We start from the raw sequence: 22,556 nt of genomic DNA on the forward strand, positions 1-22,556 counted from the left end.
CGGTCCTATCGTCTATCGGCTCCGGTTGATGGTCGTCGTGCTTGGCCTTGTTCTCTTGGCTTGCTTTGCGCAGCTGACGTTCGCGACCCTTATCAGTATTTATCCCGGGACTGGATCAATTCGCCCGTACGGGCCATCTGAACGAACGGTTCAGGTGGTGGTTGAGAGTTGTCACCGCGTGGGTCCAATAAGTAAGTACGGATTGGGCAATTGGTGGGTGTGCAGGGTGCGGGAGCCATCAGGGGGCCATGAAACTGAAGGGGTTGTTAGTGGATCCATTGTGAGGCCGGATGATGTTGGTACTGTCATCGAGCTGCGTCAGGCCTGTTCTGGGACATCATCGTCGGATTGCAGCTACGGCAAGCCGACCGGCTTTTGGTGGCAAGTCTATTACGGTAGCATTTACGTCGTCTTTCGGTTGTTGATGATTGCGTCGATCCTCTGTGCCTGCATATTCCTCGTTAGGGCGATCTTTGGTGTCCCGCGATACCTCGCGCTTTTGCGTCGTATGGGAATCAGTGTCTAGTGTCTGTCGGTGACGGTATCTTGCGATTTCCTCTATGCCTGGTAGATCCTAACGCTCGAGGTTCGTCCGCAATTCGACTCTCGAGCTTCTTGTGGCTTGGCCCTTCTGCTAAGATGGTCAATTCCAGGACGGGATTACTCAAGGAGCATCGAGATCATGTCTTCGATGGATGTTTACGTGAACGAAGTCCGATCGCGATTGCTTAATGACGGGTGTGTGGTAACTGACGAGGCCGTCGGGCTGATGACTGTTTCGCTCGGCTATAAAGCTCAGATGCGAGCGCTGTCGAAGATGCATATCTTTACGGCTGTTGCTAAGCTGGATCGCGCTACCGAGGCCGAAGTGCATGACTTTGTCGACGCCGCGGTGAATTTGGCGGTAGGGCGTAAGGGACAGTGGCGAGGGCTGCAATCCGGCGTAATCGTATTGCCGATTCTGGTCGTGAGCGCGGCCACCTCTGATGCCGTTGCCCTGATGGATCGAGCGTACCGCCTGAACATCGGGGGCTTTGCAGTTTTTGTCCATCCGGCAGTAGTGGATGTCAAAGCCGGAAAGGTCTGGACCTTTCGTGGTACCAGGATCTGGGGTTATGCTTTCAATTCCTTGATAAAGCAGAAATACTCGCTGTATCTGCCGGAACCTCCATCCAGCGAGTAATGCTCAGTCGGTAGGCCGGCTTCGGTTTCCAGGGCTGGTGGGGTGCGATGGCGGGCATATCCATGCAGTAAGGATCAGCCCTACTCATCGATTGTGCGGGCGCACCAGCGGTCGTGACGACTGCGAGGGCTATGGCGAAGCCGTCATTCCGGAACCCGGTTGTACCGGTCCGTCGTGGCCTTGTTGGTCGAGGCGTCCCGGAAGACCAGCTCCCAGGGGCCGGTGTTGATGTCCATGTCCTTGCCGAACCCGACCCACTTGCCGGCCATCCGCCGACCGGTCGGCTCGACCAGCATCTGGATCGCCCCGTGATAGCGCCCGCCACGGTAGTAGCCGCTCGGATCGGTCTGCTCGATCCAGGTGCCGGTGACGACGCTGCCGTCGATCGTCATGTCGATGGTGAGCAAACCCTCCGCGGTATTCGGCAGGCTGCGTACCGTCAGCCGGTCGCCGTGCTGCAACACGACCACGTAATGCTGGCCGACGAACGCCTCGTCCCGCCCGCTGGAGAGGTACTCGTACCGGCTCAGCCAGATACCCGAGTAGTTGCGGTGGGGACTGCTCTGTGATGCCGGCGCACCGGCCGGAACCACCGGAGCGCCAGTCGGCGGCACGGTGGTCACCTCTGGGTCTGGGTCACCGGTCACGACCACCCGACCTGCTCGTGGTCGTCGGTAGAGCCGCACGCGCCCTGCTCGAGTTGATGGTCCGCCTCGACGTGCTGCGCCGACATGCCCGGTGAACGGCCGTCGCCGTCCGACATCCTGAATGCCGCGCGGCGGGTCATTCGGGCGCACCAGGAAGCGACCTGTCCCGCCTGCACTCCGGACGGATGCCCGGCGGACGAGTGGGCGGCGGTGACGCTGTTCGAGGATGCGGTGGCGGCGGCACCGCGCGGGTCGAAGACCCTTGACGACGTACGCCGGATCGCGGACCGGATCCGGAGCGGCATCGACCGTGCCGAGATGGCGGGCGGGGTCGACAGGGCTGGACCGGACCCATTTGAATAGGGCGATGCGCCGGTCCTCCGGCCGGGGGAGCCCGGCGGACCGGGAAGATCGGCACCTGTAGCTTATTTTCACCCTCTCAACTCTGCTGTAAGTTACCTTCACGCTCCCCTCGAGTTGGCGCAGATCAGCCGGGCGAGCGGCGGAACGGGTGACGGAGCAGGAAGAGGGAGGGCGCTGGTGGGAACGCCGGCATCGACAGCGTCGTCCGCGTCCCCGACGGACGAGGCGTACCTGCGGGTGCGGGACCTGCGGGTGCGGTTCCGTACCGAGGACGGGGTGGTGCGGGCGGTCGACGGGCTCTCGTTCGCCGTGCAGCGCGGTCGCACCCTCGGCATCGTCGGCGAGTCGGGCTCGGGCAAGAGCGTCACCAGCCTGGCCGTGCTCGGGCTGCACGACCCGAGGCGTACGGAGATCAGCGGCGAAATCCTGGTCGGTGGGCGGGACGTCGTCCGGCTGCCCGACGCCGAGTGTCGCAAACTGCGCGGCCGGGACATGGCGATGGTCTTCCAGGATCCGCTTTCCGCACTGCATCCCTACTATCCCGTCGGGCGGCAGATCGCCGAGGCATACCGGGTGCACCATCCCGGTGCCGGTCGCCAGGCCGCCCGACGACGTGCCGTCGACATGTTGGGCCGGGTCGGCATCCCACAGCCGGAGCGCCGGGTCGACGACTACCCGCACGAGTTCTCCGGCGGGATGCGGCAGCGGGTGATGATCGCCATGGCGCTGGTCAACGATCCCGACCTGCTGGTCGCCGACGAGCCGACCACCGCGCTGGACGTCACCGTGCAGGCGCAGATCCTCGACCTCCTCGCCGACCTCCAGTCGGAGTTCAACTCGGCGATCGTGCTGATCACCCACGACCTCGGGGTGGTCAGCCAGGTCGCCGACGACGTACTCGTGATGTATGCCGGCCGGGCCGTCGAGCACGGCAGCGTCGAGCAGGTGCTCCGCCGGCCGCAGCACCCGTACACCTGGGGGTTGCTCTCCAGCGTGCCGTCGTTGCACGGCGACGCGGACGCGGACCTGGTGCCGATCCGGGGCAACCCGCCGAGCCTGATCCACCTGCCGCCCGGCTGCGCCTTCCACCCCCGCTGCCGGTACGCCGACCGCAACGGCGGTCGCTCCTCGACGGAGGTACCCGAGCTGCTGCCGGTGGCCGAGGCCGGGCACCTGGTCGCCTGCCACCTGCCCGAGGCCGACCGGCAGCGCTACTACGCCGACGAGATCGCCCAGGTGGGGGTGGCACGGTGATGGTGGACGAGCGGACCGAGGCAGCCGAGCGACCGGCCGGCGGGGATGAGCCGCTGCTGACCGTGACCGGGCTGACCAAGCACTTCCCGGTGCGCTCCGGGTTGCGCCGTCGTGGCCTGGTGCGCGCGGTCGACGGGCTGGACTTCGAGGTCCGGGCGGGGGAAACCCTGGGCCTGGTCGGCGAGTCGGGCTGCGGCAAGACGACCACCGGCCGGCTGCTGGTACGCCTGCTGGAGCCGACCGCCGGCCGGATCGTCTTCGAGGGGCGGGACATCACGCACGCCTCCCGGGGCGAGCTGCGGCCGCTCCGCCAGGACCTCCAGATCATCTTCCAGGACCCGTACGCCTCGCTGAACCCCCGGCACACCGTCGGGCGAATCGTGGCGATGCCGTTGCAGGTCAACGGGATCATCCCGCCCGGCGGGGTGAAGCAGCGGGTGCGGGAACTACTCGAACTCGTCGGGCTGAACCCCGAGCACTACAACCGCTATCCGCACGAGTTCTCCGGCGGCCAGCGGCAGCGGATCGGGATCGCCCGCGCGCTGGCCCTGCGGCCGAAGCTCGTGGTCGCCGACGAGCCGGTCTCCGCGCTGGACGTGTCGATCCAGGCGCAGGTGGTCAACCTCCTCCGCGACCTGCAACGGGAGCTGGATCTCGCCTTCGTCTTCATCGCCCACGACCTCGCCGTGGTCCGGCACTTCTGCCAGCGGATCGCGGTGATGTACCTCGGGAAGATCGTGGAGACCGGGGACCGGGTGGAGATCTACCAGCGGCCACGGCATCCGTACACCCGGGCGCTGCTCTCCGCCGTACCGGACGTGACGAGGCTGGGGCCGGCGGGGCGGATCCGGCTGACCGGGGACGTACCGACGCCACTCGACCCGCCGGCCGGCTGCCGGTTCCGGACCCGCTGCTGGAAGGCCCAGGAGATCTGCGCGGCCCAGGAGCCGGCCCTCACCGGGTACCCGGGCGGGGGCGGCGCGGTGGCCTGCCACTTCCCAGAGGAGGGCGAGCTGTCGTGAGTGAGGCGTGCTGCGATGAGTGAGCAGCAGATCGCGGCGCAGGTCGGGGCGGTCGCGGCGGCCGGCGTCGACCCGGTGACGCCGGTGCCGGAGGGCGTACCGGACGGCACGCCGCCCGACGGGAGTGTCAGCAAGGCGGTCGAGCCGGGCGGGTTCGTCGGGCGGTCGCCGGGGCAGCTCGCCTGGCGGCGGTTGCGCCGGGACCGGGTGGCGCTGGTCAGCGGCGCGGTACTGGTCTTCTTCGTCCTGCTGGCAGCGGCCGCGCCACTGGTGGCCCGGCTCTACGGCAAGGGCCCGGAGGACCGGTTCCCGGAACGGCTGGACCGCAACGGTTTCCCGCTCGGCTACGCCGGGGTCTCCGGCGAGCACTGGTTCGGCATCCAACCCGGGATCGGCCGGGACATCTTCATCCAGGTGGTCTACGGGCTGCGTACCTCGCTGATGATCGCCTTCACCGCCGCCGTGCTGACCATCGCGCTCGGCGTGGTGATCGGCATCGTCGCCGGGTACGTCGGCGGCTGGGTCGACGCGGTGATCACCTGGGTCATCGACCTGGCGCTGGCCTTCCCGTTCTACATCTTCTGCTTCGCGTTCGTGCCGCTCGCGGTCAACCAGTTCTACGGGCCGCGCGACGAGGTGGCGTCCTGGTTCAGGCCGGCGCTGCTGGTGTTGATCTTCGTACTCTTCAACTGGACCATCTCCGCCCGGCTGGTCCGGGGACAGGTGCTCTCGTTGCGCGAGCGCGAGTTCGTCGAGGCGGCCCGGGCCTCCGGGGCGGGGCTGGGGCACATCCTGTTCCGGCAGCTCCTGCCGAACCTCTGGGCGCCGATCCTGGTGACCTTCTCGCTGAACGTACCGGCCCTGATCACGGCCGAGGCGGCGCTGTCGTTCCTCGGTATCGGGGTGCTGGAGCCGACGCCCGACCTCGGCCGGCTGATCAACGACAGCGTGCGCTACATCCGGGACGTACCGAGTTTCACCATCGTGGGCGGGACCACGCTGTTCCTGCTGGTGCTGGCGTTCAACCTCTTCGGCGACTCGCTGCGCGACGCGCTCGACCCGAAGTCGAGCAGGTAGGAGGAGGCGTCCGTGCTGCGATTCGTGGTCAAGAAGGTACTGCTGGCGCTGAGCACCCTGTTCGCGGTCAGCGTGATCACCTTCGGGATGTTCTTCGCGGTGCCCAACAACCCGGCCGAACTGATGTGCGGGGACAGCAAGAACGTGTGCAGCCCGGAGCGGATCGAGATGATCGAGCGCCGGATGGGGCTGGACAAGCCGATTCCGGTGCAGTACGGCGACTTCATGCGCGGCATCTTCGTCGGCCGTACCATCGGCTCCGGTGAGACCGCCCGGGACTGCCCGGCGCCCTGCCTCGGCTTCTCGTTCCGCAACGACGAGCCGGTGACCGGGATCGTCGGGCGTACCCTGCCGGTGACCCTGAGCATCGTCTTCGGCGCGGCCGTGGTCTGGCTGCTGCTCGGCATCTCGATCGGGATGGTCTCGGCGTTGCGCCGGGGGACCGCCTTCGACCGGCTGGCGGTCGGCACCTCGCTGGTCGGCGCCTCCATGCCGATCCTGCTCTTCGGGCCGCTGCTGCTGATCGGCCTGGTCTACGAGACCGGCCTGCTGGGCTATCCGCGCTACACCCCGTTGACCGAGAATCCGCTGGCCTGGGCGTCGGCGATGATCCTGCCCTGGTTCGCACTCGGCTTCCTCAACTCCGCGACCTACGCCCGGCTGGCCCGGGCGCAGATGCTGGAGACCCTCTCCGAGGACTTCGTCCGGACCGCGCGGGCCAAGGGACTGAGCAAAATCACCGTGTACGGCCGGCACGCGCTGCGCGCCGCGATCACCCCGATCATCACGATCGCCGGTCTGGACCTCGGCGCCTACCTCGGCGGCACGGTCATCACCGAGACGGTCTTCGGGTTCACCGGGCTCGGCAAGACGGCGCTGAATGCGGCGCTCAACCTGGACATGCCGATCGTGATGGCGACGGTGCTGCTCGCCGCCGTCTTCGTGGTCGCCGCCAACGTCCTGGTCGACGTGCTCTACGCGGTGGTCGACCCCCGGGTCCGGCTCGGATGACCGTCCGGTGGCGGGTGCGGAAACGTTGTCCCATCGTTACTGCTATGAAACTTACCTTCAAGTTCCTTTGAGTGAATATTTCCTTCAACAGATCGATGCCGATCCGACCTGCGGGAACGAGACCAGGAGGACTTCCTATGCGACCCAGGCTCGCGGTGGCCGCGACGAGCGCCGCGCTCGTACTCGCGACCAGTGCGCTGGCCGCCTGCTCGGAGAACACCGGCGAGAACGGTGACTCCGACAACGGCGGCGGCAAGCAGTTCACCAGCTCGATCGCGACCGACCCGAAGGACTCACAGGGGCCGGCGGCCGAGGTGTCCGGGGCGAAGCCCGGCGGCACGCTGAAGCTGATCCAGGAGGAGGACTTCGAGCACCTGGACCCGCAGCGGACCTACACCTTCTTCGGGATGTCGATCCAGCAGATGTTCCTCCGGACGCTGACCGTCTTCAAGGAGGACGGCAACGGCAACGTACTGCTCGTCGGTGACCTCGCCACCGACCCCGGCAAGGACGTCAACAAGGACTGCAAGACCTGGGAGTACACCCTCAAGGAGGGGGTGAAGTTCGAGGACGGTACCCCGATCAGGGCGGCCGACGTGGCGTACGGGATCGCCCGCTCCTTCGAGGAGAGCATCGACGGCGGGCCGACGTACATCCAGGAGTGGCTGGCCGACAACGCGACGTACAACGCGAACTACAAGGGGCCGTACACCTCGGGCATCGACGACGTCCCCGGGCTGGTCGTGCGCGGCGACCGTACGCTGATCTTCAACTTCGCCAAGCCGCACTGCGACCTGCCGTTCGCGCTCTCGCTGCCGACCTCGGTGCCGGTGCCGAAGGCCCAGGACACCCGGACCGAGTACGACCGCCGGGTCGTCTCCTCCGGGCCGTACAAGATCAAGGAGTACATCAAGGACACCCGGTTCATGCTGGAGCGCAACCCGAACTGGGACCCGAAGACCGACCCGCTGCGGCACGCCTACCCGGACGCCATCGAGGTCGAGATCGGCCCGAACGACACCGCCGCGACCGAGCGGGCGCTCGCCAGCCAGGGCGCCGACCAGTTCGCCGTCGCCTGGGACGAGGTCCCGCAGGCGCTGGTCAACCAGGTGCTCGGCGACACCTCGCTCGGTGAGCGGGCGCTGCGCAAGACCGCCCCGTCGGTCTGGTACCTGAGCATCAACAACGAGCGGATCAAGGACGTGAAGATCCGTCAGGCGATCGCGTACGCCATCGACAAGCAGGGCATCCTCGCCACCCAGGGCGGCGACGCCTCCGGCAAGCTGACCCACACCCTGCTGGCCGACACCACCATCGGCCGGACGGCGTACCCGAACCCATACGACGGCGGGCCGACCGGCAACCCGGAGAAGGCCAAGGAGTTGCTCGGCGGGCAGAAGCCCAAGCTGGTCTTCATGTCCCGGAACAGTGCCTTCGGCCAGCAGACCGCGCCGATCGTGGAGCAGAGCCTGGAGCGGGCCGGCTTCGACGTCACCGTGCAGTACGTCGACCAGCCGACCCACAACCCGACCGCCCGAACCCGGGGCAACCCGTACGACATCTACCTGTCGAACTGGGCGGCGGACTGGCCGAGCGCGGTCTCGACGATCCCGGTGCTCTGGGACGGCCGCAAGCTCGGGCCGCAGGGCAACTCCAACGTGTCGTACTTCAACGCCGACGACGTGAACGCCGAGATCGACCGGGTGAGCAACCTACCGGCCGGCGAGGCGGGACCGGAGTGGGCCAAGCTCGATCAGATGATCATGGAGAAGTACGTCCCGGTCGTGCCGATCTACCAGGACAACACCTTCCTGGTGACCGGCAGCAAGGTCGGTGGCCTGATCATCTCCGAGCAGTTCGGCACCCCGGTCTTCTACAACGCCCACATCAAGCAGTAGTCCGGGTCCGGGCGGGGCCTCTCCGGTGCATCCGGAGGGGCCCCGGCTCGGCTCAGCGCCAGCCGTACCCGGCCCGGCTCAGCGCCAGCCGTACCCGGTGCGCAGCGCCCGGCCGACCAGGTCGAAGCGGGCCCGGTCCAACACCGCGCCCTCCCGCCGGATGCTGTCCTCGCGCATCGTCAGCACCCGGTCGAGCCGGATCCAACTCGGCCGGTTGTCCCGGTCCCACTCGCCGGGGCCGAGGGCGAGCCAGTGCCGCTGACCGTCCCGGTCGCTCTTGCTGGAGAGCATCAACCCGAAGAGGGTCCGGCTGACCCGCCCGACCACCAGCACCGGACGGTCCTTGCCCTGGCGCGGATCGTCCTCGTAGGACACCCAGGTCCAGACGATCTCGCCCGGGTCGGCCTGTCCGTCCAGCTCGGGGGCGTAGACCAGCTCCCGGCGCTGCAACGCGGAGACCTGGCGTCGCCGTGCGAGCTGGGCGGGGACGGGTCCGGCGCTGCGAGCGGGGGCACGCCGGGTCACCCGGCTGACGGTCGCGGTCACGCCCTTCCAGAGATTCGCCACGGCGGAACCCTACCCGTCGCCGTCGCGCCGATCCGGCCCGGCTCGATCGCGCCGATCCGGCCCGGCTCGATCGATCGGAGCCGGACCGGAAGGAACCGGGCGGTACCAGCGCGGGGGCGGCGGTTCAGCGGGTCGGCGGTGTCCAGCCGGGGTCCCGGCCGGCGAAGCCCAACGCCCGGTCGAACGGCGGCGCGTCCGCCGGCACCGGCACCACCGGCCCGAACAGCCCCTCGCGGCCGGCGGCCTGCTCGGGGCGGGCCGACTCGGCGGTGAACTCCAGCACCGCCTCGGTGCTGGCCGGATCGCAGTGGAACGGCTGGCCGGTCGCCTTGGCCAGATCCCAGCCGTGCAGCACCAGCTCGTCCAGCGCGACCATGCCCATCACCTCGGCCGGCATCGTCACCCCGCCGGCCGTGGTCATCCCGGCCCAGGCCGCCGGCTGCCGCCAGGACTCGACCAGCTCGGTCAGCCTCGCCGGCAGGACGGTGCGCCACTGCGGATCGAGGTTGTCGGGACTGGCCGGCGGTGGCGGCGCGGAGGCGCCGGGGCCGTCCCCGCCGGACTTCCGCGCCGCCCAGGTGAAGGCGAGCGAGAGACCCATCAGGTGGTCCAACAGGGCGGCCACCGAGGTGTCGGTGCTCGGCGTCGGATCGGTCAACTGGTCGTCGGTCACGCCGCCGACCAGGCGGATCACCTCCTGTGCGGCAGGACCCAGGTCGAGCATCCGCGTCTCCCTTCGACGACTGGTGTGCGTGGGCACGTCGGGCTCGACCCGTCGACCGACGGGACGTGCCGCAGTGGCGTGCCGGTGGGTACGTCACGGACCGGCCGAACCGGCCCGCGTCCGACGGGTCGGTTCGGGTCGGACCGAGGTCGGACCGAGGCCGGACCGAGGTCGGACCGAGGTCGGACCGACCGTCCGGGAGACTACCCACCGGCACCGACAGTCCGGGCCGGAAACCGGCCGACGGGTGCGTGGTCAGCCGATCCGGAGCACCAGGTCGCGGAGCCAGACCGACCAGCGTGGACTGTCGTGCACCCGCTCCGGGACGAGGTAGCGCTCGTGGTCCACCCGGCGGATCACCTCGTCGCGTACCGGCAGCAGCGTGATCTCGACGCTGAACGGGCGTACCGACCGGCCCAGCGACCGTTCGACCTGGCGTACCAGACCGGTGGCGGCCGAGTTACCCGGAGCCGGCCGGGTGAGGGAATCGCCCTGCCGGGCGAGGTGCCAGTCCCGGGCCTCCGGCCAGCGTTCCGCGACCACCCGGCGCAGCGCCGGCCAGGGTGCCAGGCCGAGTGGATCCGGGGTGTCGTCGGCGGGCTCCAGGCCGGCGCGCGGACGGGGACGCCGTCCCGCCGGGTCGACCAGCGAGAGCCACCAGCCGAGCCACTCGGCGCCGGGCACGGTGCCGAGCGGCCGGGTCGGGGCCGGAAGTTCGTCGAGGTCCAGCGGACCGGGTACCAGACGGTGCGCCGGCACCTCGATGCACTCGCTCGCCCGGATCCACAGTGCGCAGTCGACCAGATGGTCCCACCTGCGGATGCCGATCCGCCAGGAGAGCGGGCCTCGCGGTTCCACCGGCGTCTCCTCCCCTAGGCCCCCACTGACCAGGCGTCTCCTCCCCTAGGCCCCCACTGACCAGGGTAATGAGCCGAACGGAGGACATGCGGAGACAAAAGGGTGGATAGCTGGCTAACCGATCGGGCGATGTCGGTCACTGTTCGGGGTCGTACCCCAGGTTGGGGCGGAGCCAGCGCTCGATCTCGGCGACCGGCAGACCCCGCCGGGCCGCGTAGTCCTCGACCTGGTCCCGGCCGAGCCGGCCGACGGTGAAGTACCGCGACGACGGGTGCGCGAAGAGCAACCCGCTGACGCTGGCGGCCGGCGTCATCGCGTACGACTCGGTCAGGCCCATCCCGAGCGCCTCGGCGTCGAGCAGCTCGAAGAGCCGCCGCTTGAGGCTGTGGTCGGGGCTGGCCGGGTAGCCGAGGGCGGGACGGATGCCCCGGAACCGTTCGGCGTGCAGATCCTCGATCGCCGGGTCGGCGTCCGGCTCGTACCAGTCCCGCCGGGCCTGTAGGTGCAGGTACTCCGCGAACGCCTCGGCGAGCCGGTCGGCCAGCGCCTTGACCATGATCGCCCGGTAGTCGTCGTGTCGCGCCTCGAAGCCGGCGGCCAGCTCCTCGGCGCCGTGGATCGCCACCGCGAAGCCGCCGAGGTGGTCACCGGCCGGTGCGACGTAGTCGGCGAGGCAGCGGTTCGGCCGGCCGGCCGGCTTGGCGGTCTGCTGGCGCAGCATCGGGAAACGGGTGTCGGCCTCACCGGTCAGCACGATGTCGTCACCCTCGGCGTGCGCCGGCCAGAAGGCGTACGACCCGACGGCGCGAAGCGAGCCGTCCGCGATGATCTGGTCGAGCATGGTGTTGGCGTCGTCGTAGAGTTCCCGGGCCACCGGCTGGTCGAGGATCGCCGGGAACTTCCCCTTCAGCTCCCAGGCGAGGAAGAGGAACTGCCAGTCGATCATCTCGCGCAGCGCGGTCAGCTCGGGCCGCACGACGCGTACGCCGGTGAAGGCCGGCACCGGCGGCTCCGCGTGGTCGACCTCTTCCCGGTTCTCCCGGGCCTGGTCGAGGGTGAGCAGCGGAACCCGGTCCCGCCCCTCGTGCTGCTCGCGCAGCCGCTGCTGCTCGGCCCGGTTGCGCACGTCCAGTTCGGCGGCCCGCTCCGGGTTCAGCAGGTCGGAGACGACCCCGACCACCCGGGACGCGTCGAGCACGTGCACGGTGCTGCCGTCGTACGCCGGGGCGATCCGGACCGCGGTGTGCTGCCGGGAGGTGGTGGCCCCGCCGATCAGCAGCGGCAGGCTCATCCCGCGCCGCCGCATCTCGGTGGCGACCGCGACCATCTCGTCCAGGGACGGGGTGATCAGCCCGGAGAGCCCGATCGCGTCGGCGCCCTCGGCGATCGCGGTGTCCAGGATCTTCGCGGCCGGCACCATCACGCCGAGGTCGACCACGTCGTAGTTGTTGCAGCCGAGCACCACGCCGACGATGTTCTTGCCGATGTCGTGCACGTCGCCCTTGACCGTCGCCAGCACCACCTTGCCCTGGCCCCGGTTGCTCTCCAGCCGGCCCTCCGCCCGGGCCTGCTCCTTCTCCGCCTCCATGTACGGCTCCAGGTAGGCGACCGAACGCTTCATCACCCGGGCGCTCTTGACCACCTGGGGCAGGAACATCTTGCCGGAGCCGAAGAGGTCGCCGACGACCTTCATGCCGTCCATCAGCGGCCCCTCGATCACGTCGAGCGGGCGGTCGGCCTGCTTGCGCGCCTCCTCGGTGTCGGCCTCGATGAAGTCGACGATCCCGTGCACGAGCGCGTAGGAGAGACGCTCGGCGACCGGCGTCTCCCGCCAGCCGAGGTCGACGGTGCGCCGGGTGCCGGAGCCGCTGACCGTGGAGGCGAAGCTGACCAGCCGGTCGGTGGCGTCCGGACGCCGGTCGAAGAGTACGTCCTCGACGAGTTCCAGCAGGTCGGCGGGGATGTCCTGATAGACGGCGAGCTGACCGGCGTTGACGATCCCCATGTCCAGCCCGGCCCGTACGGCGTGCAGCAGGAAGGCCGAGTGCATCGCCTCGCGTACGACGTCGTTGCCCCGGAACGAGAACGACAGGTTGGAGATGCCGCCGCTGGTCCTCGCCCCCGGGCAGCGCTCCTTGATCAGCGGGAGCGCCTCGATGAACGCCTTCGCGTACCCGTTGTGCTCGCTGATCCCGGTCGCCACGGCGAGCACGTTCGGGTCGAAGACGATGTCGGTGGGTGCGAACCCGGCCCGCTGGGTGAGCAGGTCGTACGCCCGGGCGCAGATCGAGACCTTGCGTTCGGTGGTGTCCGCCTGGCCGAGTTCGTCGAAGGCCATCACCACCACACCGGCGCCGTAGTCCCGGATCCGCCGGGCCTGCTCCAGGAAGGTCTCCTCACCCTCCTTCAGGCTGATCGAGTTGACGATCCCCTTGCCCTGTACGCACTTGAGCCCGGCCTCCAGCACGCTCCACCGCGAGCTGTCGATCATGATCGGGATGCGGGCGACCTCGGGCTCGGTGGCGATCAGGTTCAGGAAGGTGGTCATCGCCCGCTCGCTGTCGAGCAGGTCGGCGTCCATGTTCACGTCGAGGATGTTGGCGCCGCCGCGTACCTGCTCCAGCGCCACGTCGACGGCGGCCTGGTAGTCGTCGGCCTCGATCAGCCGGCGGAACCGCGCCGAGCCGGTCACGTTGGTCCGCTCGCCGATCATCACGAAACCGGTGTCGGGGCCGATGGCGAACGGCTCCAGCCCGCTGAACCGGGTAGCGCCCGGCACCGTCGGTACCGGTCGGGGCGCGCGGCCGGCGACCGCCTCGGCGATCCGGGCGATGTGCTCGGGGCCGGTGCCGCAGCAGCCGCCGACGATGTTGACCATGCCGGCGTCGGCGAACTCGCGGAGCAGCCGGCCGGTCTCCTCGGGCTGCTCGTCGTAGCCGCCGAACGCGTTCGGCAGCCCGGCGTTGGGGTGGCAGGCGACGTAGGTGTCGGCGAGCCGGGCCAGGTCGGCGACGTGCGGACGCGCCTCGGTGGCGCCGAGCGCGCAGTTGACCCCGACGACCAGCGGCTCGGCGTGCGCGATCGAACTCCAGAACGCCTCGACGGTCTGCCCGGAGAGGGTCCGGCCGCTCAGGTCGACGATGGTCACCGAGATCCAGAGCGGCAGATCCGGCGCGACCTCCCGGGCGGCGGCGATGGCGGCCTTCGCGTTCAGCGTGTCGAAGATCGTCTCGATCAGCAGGATGTCGACGCCGCCTTCCGCCAGCGCCCGGATCTGCTCCGCGTACACCTCGCGGACCCGGTCGAAGGTGACGGTCCGGAAGGCCGGGTCGTCCACCCGGGGCGAGAGCGAGAGGGTCACGTTCAGCGGCCCGACCGAGCCGGCGACGAACCGGCCGCCCGCGGAGTCGGCGGCCTGCCGGGCGAGTTGGGCGCCGCGCAGGTTCATCTCCGGGACCAGCGCCTGGAGCCCGTAGTCGGCCTGCGCGATGCTCGTCGCGGTGAAGGTGTTCGTCGAGGTGATGTCCGCGCCGGCCGCCAGGTAACGCCGGTGTACGTCGAGGATGACGTCCGGCCGGGTCAGGTTGAGCAGATCCGGGTTGCCGGTCACGTCCTGCGGGTGGTCGGCCAGCAGGTCGCCCCGGTAGTCGGCCGGAGTGAGCTGGGCACCCTGGAGCATCGTGCCCCAGGCACCGTCCAGCACCACGATCCGCTCGGCGAGCAGCTCGCGTAGCGCCCGGGTGCGGGCCGCCCGCGTCTCGGTGCCGCTCGAAGCCGTACCCATTGGCCACCTCCGTCGTGGAACGGAGGCGCCCTTGGAAAGATCGAATCCTCGGGTCGAGCGTGGCGGGCATCTCTGCCCGTTGCAGCGCCTCTCGACCCGAGGATCGAGAATACCGGAAAGGGCTCGGCGGGACCGAAACCTTCGCGCAGTGTGGGATGGCGCTCAGCACCCGCCCGGGTCTTGACCTGAAGCGCGGTTCAACTCGCAGGCTTGGTCCTTCCGATCGAGAGGAGTCCGGCGTTGACGATCGATCCGAGGGCCCATCTCCGGCTGGCCCGACCGACCCGGGACCCCGCCGCGATCGAACGCTTCTATGTCGCCGGGCTCGGCCTGGAGGTGCTCCACCGGGCCACCGGCGACGCTCCGGGGGAGCACGACCTGGTGATGCTGGGCTGGCCCGGGGCGGGGTGGCACCTGGAGATCGTCAGCGGCCCGCACCTCGCCGCCGAGCCCGCGCCGAGCACCGAGGACCTGCTGGTGCTCTATCTCTCCGGACCGCTCGACGAGGCCCTGCTCGCCCGCCTCGCCTCGGCCGGCGGCCGCCGCGTCTCCCAGGGCCCGTACTGGGACCGCTGGGCCGTCACCTTCGCCGACCCCGACGGCTACCGCCTCGTGCTCTGCGTCCGCTCCTGGGGGACGGGGGTCACCTCCGGGACGTAGTGCCCTCCTCGGGTCGGGCCGGCCAACGTGCCTTGAGACAGCGTCACGGCTCGGTGGTGGTGGTGAGGCGGGCGGCGCGGGCGTTCAGGTAGCGCTGCTGGGGCAGGGCGGTGGCGCGGCGGGCGGCGGTGGCGTACGCCGCCCGGGCCGCGGGACGGTCTCCGGCCAACTCCAGCAGGTGTGCCCGGACCGCGTGCAGGCGGTGGTCGTCGGCGATCCGGTCGTCGGTGGCGAGCCGCTCCAGCAGGTGCAGGCCGGCGCGCGGGCCGGAGGCCATCGCCACCGCCACCGCGTGGTTGAGCGCCACCACCGGATTGGCGGCGATCCGCAGCAGCACCTCGTAGAGCGCGACGATCTGCGGCCAGTCGGTCGCCTCGGCGCTCGGCGCCTCGTCGTGCAGGGCCGCGATCGCCGCCTGCACCTGGTATTGCCCGGTCGGTCCCCTCGGCAGCGCCGCGCTGACCAGAGCCACCCCCTCGGCGATCTGCCCGGCGTCCCAGCGGCTCCGGTCCTGCTCGGCCATCGGGACCAGCGCGCCGTCCGGCCCGGTACGCGCCGGGCGGCGGGCGTCGGTGAGCAGCATCAGCGCCAGCAGTCCGGTCACCTCGGCGTCGTCCGGCAGCAGCCGGTGCAGCATCCGGGCCAGCCGGATCGCCTCGGCGCAGAGTTCGGTGCGGTAGAGGGCCGGGCCGGTGGTGCTGGCGTACCCCTCGTTGAAGATCAGGTAGAGCACGTGCAGGACCGCGGCGAGCCGCCCGGCGCGCTCGGCGGGCGGCGGCATCCGGAACGGGACGCCGCTCTCCCTGATCCGCTGCTTGGCCCGGCTGATCCGCCGGGTCATGGTGGCCTCCGGCACCAGGAAGGCCCGGGCGATCTCCGTACTGCCGAGGCCGCCGACCGCCCGCAGGGTCAGCGCGATCTGCGAGGCCGGCGAGAGCGCCGGATGGCAGCAGAGGAAGAGGAGTACCAGCGTGTCGTCGGAGTCCGGCGGCGCCCGGTCGGCGGCCGGCGCCAGCCACTGGTCGGGCAGCGCCCAGCGGGCGACGGCGTCCTCCCGGCGCCGCCGCGCCTGCTCGGCCCGGAGCAGGTCGGTGAGCCGACGGGAGGCGACGGTGATCAGCCAGGCCCGGGGGTTCTCCGGAAGCCCCTCGGCCGGCCACCGGGTGGCGGCGGCGAGCAGGGCCTCCTGCACCGCGTCCTCGGCGGTGTCGAAGTGCCCGTACCGGCGGACGAGCGCGCCGAGGACCTGCGGCGCCAGGTGACGCAGCAGGTCCTCGACGTCCTTCTCCGGCACGCTGGCGACGCCCTGTCGATCCCCGGTGCCCTACGGTCCCCGGCGTCCTACAGGTCCTCGATGCCCTCGGCGATCGGCCGGATGTCGACGTACCAGTCGGTGGTCAGGGTCGCGTTCTCCGGATGCGGGGTCCGGGCCAGCTTCGCCGCGATCTCGGTCGCCCGGTCGAAGCTGTCGCACTCCACGATCGTGTAGCCGGCCAGCACCTCCTGGGTCTCCGGGTACGGTCCGTCGGTCACCACCGGTACGCCGTCGGAGAGCTGGATCCGTCGGGCGTGCACCGGCGCGGTCAGCCCCCGGGCGTCGACGAACTCGCCCGACTCCACCAGGTCGTCGTTCCAGGCCGCCATGAACTCGTGCAGCGCCGCCATCTCCTCCGGCGACCAGGCCGGCGAGTCGTCGCTGCCCTTGCCGGCCATCGCGTCGTAGTCGCGCTGGGACCCGCTCATCATGATCATGTATTTCACGGTGACTCCCTCTCCGGTCGGCACCGCCTCCGGTGCCCGCTCGCTGGAGACGTCGAGGCCGGCGGACGCTTCTGGACATCCATCCGCCCCAGCATGCCGCAGAACGGGTCAGAGGTACTGCCGGAGGAACTGCAGTTCGAGGGCGAGCAGCCGTTCGGCGGTGCCACCGGCGGCCATGTGGGTGGCGCCGGTCAGCGGGATCACCGAGTGGGTACGGCCGGCGGCCAGCAGCGCGGCGGAGAGCCGCAGGGTGTGCGCGGCCACCACGTTGTCGTCGGCCAGCCCGTGCAGCAGCAGGATCGGCCGGACCTCGTCGGGGTCGCGTACCGGTTCGGCGGCGAGTTCCAGCAGCGAGTGGTGGGCGTACACCTCGGGGCTGTCGGCCGGCATCCCGAGATAGCGCTCGGTGTAGGCGGTGTCGTAGAGCGTCCAGTCGGTGACCGGGGCACCGGCGATGGCACACCGGAACAGGTCGGGCCGGCGCAGCGCGGCCAGCGCGGCCAGCCAGCCCCCGAACGACCAGCCCCGGATCGCCACCCGGCCCAGGTCGAGGTCGGGGTGCTTGCCGGCGAGCGCGGTCAGCGCGTCCGCCTGGTCGGCCAGGATCACGTCGGCCAGCCGCCGGTGCACCACCTTCTCGAACGACGGCGCCACTCCGGGGGTACCCCGGTTGTCGATGGTGACCACCGCGTAGCCGGCGTCGGCCCACCACTGCCGCTCCAGCCACGCCGACCGGGCGGCCACCACCTCCTGGTGGCCGGGTCCGCCGTAGATGTCGAGCAGCACCGGCAGCCGCCGGCCGGTCACGTGGTTGCCGGGGTAGACCACCGCGGCCGGCAGCCGGCGGTCGGTGACGCGTTCCAGCGCGGGCCGGGGCGCGTACGGCGGGGTCGCGGCGAGCGAGCGGAGCGGGGCCACCTCCCGGTCACCCTGCCAGACCGTCCAGGTGCTGCCGGCCGCGTCGAGCGAGCGGGACTGCACCACGAGTACGTCGCCGCCGACCGTCGCGCTGTGCCAGCCCGGGTCGCCGGTCAGCCGCCGGGCGTCGATCCCGCCGGCCCCGATCGCGGTACGCACCCGGAACAGGTGCTGCTGGCTCGGCTCGCCGTCGCTCCCCTCGACCAGCAGGTCGGGGCTGCCGTTGCGGTTCGGCAGCCAGCCGACCACCCGGCGGACGTAGAGCGACGGCGGGGTGAGCAGGGTGCCGTCGGCGAAGAGGCAGCGGGCGTCGTAGCCGTCGTGCGCGAGTTCGCCGCCGACGAGTACCCGGCCGTCGGGCAGGTGTCGGGGGGTACCGGCGACCGGCTCCACCCAGCGCGGGTCGGCGAGTTCGGCGTGCACCTGCGTCTCGCCGGTACGCGGGTCGACCGCCAGCACCAGGCCGTGCTGCTGCAACCGGCGCAGTACGGTGATCAGCGGCCCGGTCTCGGCCCACTCCACCGAGACCAGGTAGGGGTAGGTCTCCCGGTCCCAGTGCACGTCGACCCAGCCGCCGTCGAGGTCGAGCAGGTGCAGGCTCACCTCGGCGTTCGGCCCGCCGGAGCGCGGGTACGCCACCGAGCGCGGCGGACTGGCCGGGTCACCGGGGTCGTGCAGGTACCAGCGGGGCAGCCGGGACTCGTCGACCCGGGCGGCCAGGATGGAGCGCCCGTCCGGCGCCCACCAGTAGCCCCGGAACCGGTCGAACTCCTCGGCCGCGACGAACTCGGCGAGCCCCCAGGTGACCCCGGCGTCCTCGCCGGCCAGCAGGGTGTCGGTGCCGTCGGAGTCCACCACCCGCAGTTGGCCGACCCGGCCGCCGTCCCCGGCCGCGTCGGTGACGTAGGCGAGCCGCTGGCCGGTCGGATCGGGCCGCGGGTCGACCACCGGGCCGGTGACGGCGACCTCGACGACGTCCCCGTGCACCAGGTCGGCCCGGAACAGCCGGCCGTCGAGGGTGAAGACCGCGATCCGGGCGGCCGGGTCGGTGGCGTAGGAGGCGATGCCGGAGGCGCTCAGCCGGAGCCGTTCGCGCAGTGCCCGCTCGGTCGAGTGCGGCGTGCCGGCCAGGTCGGTGCCGACGGCGGGTCCGGGTCCGCCGAACCCGGTCGGCTGGGCGCCGGCGGCGGCCGCCGCCAGGTCGGTGGGGTCGGCGACCGGGGGCGTGCTCGTCGGATCGGCGTCGGCCGCCGGGTCGGCGAGCAGGTCGGCGGGGTCGGCGACGAGCCGTTCGGTGCCGTCGGCGACGTCGAGCATCCAGAGCGCGTCGACCGGGTCGGTGGGGCCGCCGGAGCGGAGGAAGACGACCCGCGAGCCGTCGCTCGCCACCGTCACGGCGCGCGGCGCGCCGCGGCTGAACCGGCGGGTACGGGCGGCCAACTCCGGGTACTCCACACCGTGATCGTAGAGCCGGGCGCTCGGCGATGTGGCCGAGCCGGGCATCGCCGCCCGGTCGGGTACCGGTGGTGGTCCGATCACTCTGCGGAGGCGGCGGGCCGCTCCTGAGTAGGGTGAGCCGGTCCGGCCGCGTAGAGTTGCCCGGGTGACGAACCCGAGCGAGGTGGCCGTCCCGGCCGAGGAAGCCGAGCCGTTCGGTTCCGCCGATCCGGCCCGGCCGGCCCGACGGCTGCTGCTGGTGCACGCGCATCCGGACGACGAGGCGATCGGCACCGGCGCCACCATGGCGTACTACGCGGCGGCCGGCGCCGGGGTCACCCTGGTCACCTGCACCCTCGGCGAGGAGGGCGAGATCCACGTACCGGCGCTGTACGGGTTGGCCGCCGCCGAGGCGGACCAGCTCGGCGGGTACCGGATCGCGGAGCTGGCCGCCGCCTGTGCCGCGCTCGGGGTACGCGACCACCGGTTCCTCGGCGGCGCCGGGCGGTACCGCGACTCGGGGATGATGGGGCTGCCCACCAACGACCACCCGAGGGCCTTCTGGCGGGCCGATCTCGACGAGGCGGCCGGCCACCTGGTCGAGATCATGCGCGAGGTACGCCCGCAGGTGCTGGTCACCTACGACCCGAACGGCTTCTACGGGCACCCGGACCACATCCAGGCGCACCGGGTGGCGATGCGGGCGGCCGAACTCGCCGCCGCCGAGGGTTTCGGGCCCGACAAGATCTACTGGACGGCGATGCCGAGGAGCGTCCTGGAGGCGGGTCTGGTGGCCTTCGCCGATGCCGCCGACAACCCGTTCGCCGGCACCGAGCAGGCCGACGACCTCCCGTTCGGTACCCCGGACGAGGAGATCGCGGCCCGGATCGACGGCACCGACCAGCACGCCGCCAAGGAGGCGGCGATGCGGGCGCACGCGACGCAGATTCCGGACAACTCCTGGCTCTACTCGATCGCCAGCAACTTCGGCGGCGAGTTCATGGGGGTGGAGTACTACACCCTGGCCGTCGGCTCCCGGGGTCCGGGCGCCGGCCCGTACGGCTGGGAGGACGACCTCTTCGCCGGGCTGCCGGTGGGGGACGCCGACCCGTCCGGGCCGGTACCGGCCGGTGACGCCCCGGCCGCCGTGGCCCCGACGCCTCCGTCCGGTACGCCGGCGGAGGCGGGCGCGCGGTGAGCCTGCCGGGTCCGACCGTGTCCATCCCGTCCGAGCTGGAGCCGGTCCCGCCGCCCGCCGAGCCGTCGGCGGCGCACCGGGCGGTCGATCTGGTGCTGCGGGTGGTCGGTGGCGTGGTCGCGGTGGTGGCCGCGGCGGTCACGGCGGTGCTGGAGCTGCTCCTGTCGATGCTCCGGGTCGGTGGGGTGTTGATCGGGGTGTCGGTGCTGGTCACCGTGCTGGCGAACGTGGCGCTGGGCTGGTTCGCGCCCCGGGTGGTGGGTCGGCGCTGGGCGCTGGCGCTGCCCGCCGTCGTCTGGTTCGCCCTGATGGTGGTCGCCGCCGGTGGCACCTCGGAGGGTGACGTGCTGATCGCCGCCGACAACTGGGTCGGACTTGTGATGATCTTCGCCGGTTCGGTGACCTTCGCGATCATGGGCTTCCGGGTGATCATGAATCCGCGCGGCCCGGAGTCGTCCCGGCCGCGCCTCTGACCCCCGCGTCCCGGCGCCCGCCGCCGCTGCGGTTCGGGTCCGCTCGCACCATGGATCCGGGCAGCCACGGGTGATAGAACTCTGTGGCAGGAAGCCCCGGATGGGAGGGGCCCCGAGGCAAGAGGACGTGCGATGAAGGAGCGTTGGCTGCCGGTCGGAGTACTCGCGGGTGTGCTGTTCGGGATCAACGTCGCGGCCCGCCTGGTGGCCCGGTTCGGCTTCGCTGACAACACCGAGGTGCAGGACCAGATCTCGCTGGGCATGTTCGCCGCGATCGGGGTGGTCCTGGCGACCCTCGCGTTCCTCCGGGGGCAGCGCCGTCCGCTGCCGGAGTGGGGCGGCGAGATGGCGCTCGCCGTACTGATCGCGATGCTGCTGACCGTCCTCGTCGGCCCGTTCGTCAGCGGCAGCCAGCCGTTCGCCTCCGGGGCCGGGGCGTTCTTCTCGCAGATCTGGCTCTACGCCGGCTTCACCTTCGGCGGGGTACTCGTCGGCTACCTGCTGCTCACCGCGTTCGGCCGGGACTACCGGTCGCAGTCGCTCAAGCGGTACGCCGAGGCGAAGCAGTCCAAGCCCCGCCGGGTCGTACGCCGCTGACCCGCGTCGCCCCGGGTCGGGTCACTGCGGCGCGACCCGGGTCTGGTAGGTGTGGTGGGTGGTGAAGCCGAGCCGCCGATATAGCGAGACAGCGGCCTCGTTGTGCTCCTCGACCTGGAGGAACGCCCGGCTCGCGCCGAGCCCCGCCGCCCATTCCGCCAGCGCCCGGATCATGTGCTGGGCGAGCCCACGGCGGCGGGCCGCCGGGACCACCTCGATCAGGCTCAGTCCCAGCCACCGGTCCTGACCGGTGACCGTGCCCCGGGCCACCGCGACCAGTTCCGGCCCGTCGCCCGGCCCATCTGTCGGCGGCGTGGCGTAGAGGTGGACGAAGCGGACCTGCCGCACGGCGGTGAGGATGTGCCGGGCGGCGGCCGGCAACTCGGCCGGAGCCCCGGGATCGGCGGGCCGCTCGGCGTCGACGACCGGGCCGGCGCCGTCCGCGTCGAGCCGGGCGTACCGCCGGGTCTGCCTCGCCTTGCGCTGGGCGGCCAGGGCGAACCACTCCGGCGAGGCGGTCTCGGCCAGCTCCGGCGCCGGCAGGTCCGGCCGGGCGGGGACGGTCTCCAGGATCGTCGTCAGCGGCGCGGTCTGCACGAGTACCAGCGGCCGGGCCGTCCAGCCGCGCTCGTCCAGCGCCGCGCCGAGCGGGGCGGCCAGCGGCAGCGGCACGTTGACCATCGCCGGCCGGCCGCGCTCGGCGTACCAGCGCTGGACCGCGTCGATCGCCTCGTCGAGCGGCCGGTCGGGGTCACCCACCGGCAGTGCGCTGTTCGCCCGTCCGGACCAGCCCTCGGCGGTACGCAGCAGCCAGTCGCCGAGCCTTTCGCGTACCGGTGCCGGCCAGGCCTCGTCCGAGGCGAGTTCGAGTTCGACCACCGCCGTCGCGTTCGGGCGCCGGGCCGGCGGCACCCGCTTGGCCCGGTGCACCTCGCCCAGCGGGACCCGGAGCGGCCCGCTCGCGGTGGCCAGCGTGAGATGGGTCTCGGTCAGGTCGACCAGCTCGCCGAGGGCGTCGCTGAAGAGGGTACGTCCGCTCTGATTTCCGACAATCCGCCGAACGACTATCCGGTGTCCCACATCGCGGCGTCCGAGCACGATCGACCCCCTCCCCGGCGACATAC

Annotated in this window: 20 protein-coding genes, 1 pseudogene and 1 riboswitch; of the genes and pseudogenes, 12 read left to right on the forward strand and 9 right to left on the reverse strand. The window is 71.1% G+C overall.

The genetic code is table 11. The features are described 5' to 3' along the window. Positions 1–28 precede the first annotated feature (28 nt). Together C6W10_RS39675 and C6W10_RS10185 are read left to right on the forward strand one after the other, a co-directional pair. On the forward strand, positions 29–526 hold the full coding sequence (locus tag C6W10_RS39675) for a DUF6346 domain-containing protein (protein ID WP_369938670.1): 498 nt from the start codon (positions 29–31) through the stop codon (positions 524–526). Between the two features lie 156 nt (positions 527–682). Continuing rightward, positions 683–1,183, forward strand: coding sequence for a hypothetical protein (locus C6W10_RS10185; RefSeq protein WP_107257858.1), 501 nt, complete (start codon positions 683–685; stop codon positions 1,181–1,183). A gap of 143 nt (positions 1,184–1,326) precedes the next feature. Here C6W10_RS10185 and C6W10_RS10190 read toward each other — a convergent pair. Further along, positions 1,327–1,755, reverse strand: a pseudogene (locus tag C6W10_RS10190) (XRE family transcriptional regulator); the annotation flags it as partial. Positions 1,756–1,914: 159 nt separating this feature from the next. On the opposite strand from C6W10_RS10190, the gene C6W10_RS37215 reads away from it, so the two are divergent. The 6 genes from C6W10_RS37215 to C6W10_RS10220 all read left to right on the forward strand — a co-directional run bounded on the left by C6W10_RS37215 (position 1,915) and on the right by C6W10_RS10220 (position 8,455). Beyond that, positions 1,915–2,193 (forward strand): hypothetical protein, encoded by a 279-nt coding sequence (locus C6W10_RS37215; RefSeq protein ID WP_159104535.1) that lies wholly within the window; start codon positions 1,915–1,917, stop codon positions 2,191–2,193. A 177-nt stretch (positions 2,194–2,370) separates the two neighbouring features. Beyond that, complete coding sequence (locus C6W10_RS10200) at positions 2,371–3,447, forward strand: ABC transporter ATP-binding protein (protein WP_199853906.1); 1,077 nt, start codon at positions 2,371–2,373, stop codon at positions 3,445–3,447. Next, entirely contained in the window at positions 3,447–4,469 is a 1,023-nt protein-coding gene (locus C6W10_RS10205) for an ABC transporter ATP-binding protein (RefSeq protein ID WP_107257860.1), read from the forward strand. The genes C6W10_RS10200 and C6W10_RS10205 overlap by 1 nt, the downstream gene beginning before the upstream one ends. Positions 4,470–4,484: 15 nt before the next feature. Further along, positions 4,485–5,546, forward strand: coding sequence for an ABC transporter permease (locus tag C6W10_RS10210; protein WP_107257861.1), 1,062 nt, complete (start codon positions 4,485–4,487; stop codon positions 5,544–5,546). Positions 5,547–5,558: 12 nt separating this feature from the next. Then, entirely contained in the window at positions 5,559–6,557 is a 999-nt protein-coding gene (locus C6W10_RS10215) for an ABC transporter permease (protein WP_107257862.1), read from the forward strand. Positions 6,558–6,694: 137 nt separating this feature from the next. Next, on the forward strand, positions 6,695–8,455 hold the full coding sequence (locus C6W10_RS10220) for an ABC transporter substrate-binding protein (RefSeq protein WP_107257863.1): 1,761 nt from the start codon (positions 6,695–6,697) through the stop codon (positions 8,453–8,455). Between the two features lie 78 nt (positions 8,456–8,533). On the opposite strand, the gene C6W10_RS10225 is transcribed toward C6W10_RS10220, so the two are convergent. The 4 genes from C6W10_RS10225 to metH all read right to left on the reverse strand — a co-directional run bounded on the left by C6W10_RS10225 (position 8,534) and on the right by metH (position 14,388). Then, entirely contained in the window at positions 8,534–9,022 is a 489-nt protein-coding gene (locus C6W10_RS10225; protein WP_107257864.1) for a type II toxin-antitoxin system PemK/MazF family toxin, read from the reverse strand. A 124-nt stretch (positions 9,023–9,146) separates the two neighbouring features. Continuing rightward, positions 9,147–9,746 carry a TIGR03086 family metal-binding protein gene (locus C6W10_RS10230; protein WP_107257865.1) on the reverse strand — a complete coding sequence of 200 codons (600 nt, stop codon included), beginning with the start codon at positions 9,744–9,746 and terminating at the stop codon, positions 9,147–9,149. 255 nt (positions 9,747–10,001) lie between these two features. Beyond that, positions 10,002–10,604: a hypothetical protein gene (locus C6W10_RS10235; RefSeq protein WP_107257866.1), complete on the reverse strand. Its 603-nt coding sequence runs from the start codon at positions 10,602–10,604 to the stop codon at positions 10,002–10,004. Positions 10,605–10,740: 136 nt separating this feature from the next. Further along, positions 10,741–14,388 (reverse strand): methionine synthase, encoded by a 3,648-nt coding sequence (gene metH / locus C6W10_RS10240; RefSeq protein WP_107257867.1) that lies wholly within the window; start codon positions 14,386–14,388, stop codon positions 10,741–10,743. A gap of 16 nt (positions 14,389–14,404) precedes the next feature. Next, positions 14,405–14,487, reverse strand: a riboswitch (S-adenosyl-L-homocysteine riboswitch). Between the two features lie 147 nt (positions 14,488–14,634). Between metH and C6W10_RS10245 the strand changes: the two genes are divergently transcribed. Then, complete coding sequence (locus tag C6W10_RS10245; RefSeq protein WP_199854008.1) at positions 14,635–15,048, forward strand: VOC family protein; 414 nt, start codon at positions 14,635–14,637, stop codon at positions 15,046–15,048. A gap of 43 nt (positions 15,049–15,091) precedes the next feature. Here C6W10_RS10245 and C6W10_RS10250 read toward each other — a convergent pair whose 3' ends face one another. The 3 genes from C6W10_RS10250 to C6W10_RS10260 all read right to left on the reverse strand — a co-directional run bounded on the left by C6W10_RS10250 (position 15,092) and on the right by C6W10_RS10260 (position 19,182). Next, positions 15,092–16,342, reverse strand: coding sequence for an RNA polymerase sigma factor (locus C6W10_RS10250; protein WP_107257869.1), 1,251 nt, complete (start codon positions 16,340–16,342; stop codon positions 15,092–15,094). A 47-nt stretch (positions 16,343–16,389) separates the two neighbouring features. Continuing rightward, positions 16,390–16,800: a YciI family protein gene (locus C6W10_RS10255; RefSeq protein ID WP_234361889.1), complete on the reverse strand. Its 411-nt coding sequence runs from the start codon at positions 16,798–16,800 to the stop codon at positions 16,390–16,392. Positions 16,801–16,917: 117 nt separating this feature from the next. Next, positions 16,918–19,182, reverse strand: a complete 2,265-nt coding sequence (locus C6W10_RS10260) for a prolyl oligopeptidase family serine peptidase (protein ID WP_107263819.1) — start codon at positions 19,180–19,182, stop codon at positions 16,918–16,920. Between the two features lie 166 nt (positions 19,183–19,348). Between C6W10_RS10260 and mshB the strand changes: the two genes are divergently transcribed. The 3 genes from mshB to C6W10_RS10275 all read left to right on the forward strand — a co-directional run bounded on the left by mshB (position 19,349) and on the right by C6W10_RS10275 (position 21,432). Then, positions 19,349–20,362 (forward strand): N-acetyl-1-D-myo-inositol-2-amino-2-deoxy-alpha-D-glucopyranoside deacetylase, encoded by a 1,014-nt coding sequence (gene mshB, locus C6W10_RS10265; RefSeq protein WP_107263820.1) that lies wholly within the window; start codon positions 19,349–19,351, stop codon positions 20,360–20,362. 17 nt (positions 20,363–20,379) lie between these two features. After that, a complete protein-coding gene (locus C6W10_RS10270) occupies positions 20,380–20,835 on the forward strand; it encodes a hypothetical protein (protein WP_107263821.1) in 456 nt (151 codons plus the stop codon). A gap of 132 nt (positions 20,836–20,967) precedes the next feature. Further along, on the forward strand, positions 20,968–21,432 hold the full coding sequence (locus C6W10_RS10275; RefSeq protein ID WP_107257871.1) for a hypothetical protein: 465 nt from the start codon (positions 20,968–20,970) through the stop codon (positions 21,430–21,432). A 21-nt stretch (positions 21,433–21,453) separates the two neighbouring features. Here C6W10_RS10275 and C6W10_RS10280 read toward each other — a convergent pair whose 3' ends face one another. After that, positions 21,454–22,530: a GNAT family N-acetyltransferase gene (locus C6W10_RS10280; protein ID WP_107257872.1), complete on the reverse strand. Its 1,077-nt coding sequence runs from the start codon at positions 22,528–22,530 to the stop codon at positions 21,454–21,456. Positions 22,531–22,556: the final 26 nt, after the last annotated feature.

The organism is Plantactinospora sp. BB1 (assembly GCF_003030385.1).
In the GTDB taxonomy this organism is placed as follows: domain Bacteria; phylum Actinomycetota; class Actinomycetes; order Mycobacteriales; family Micromonosporaceae; genus Plantactinospora.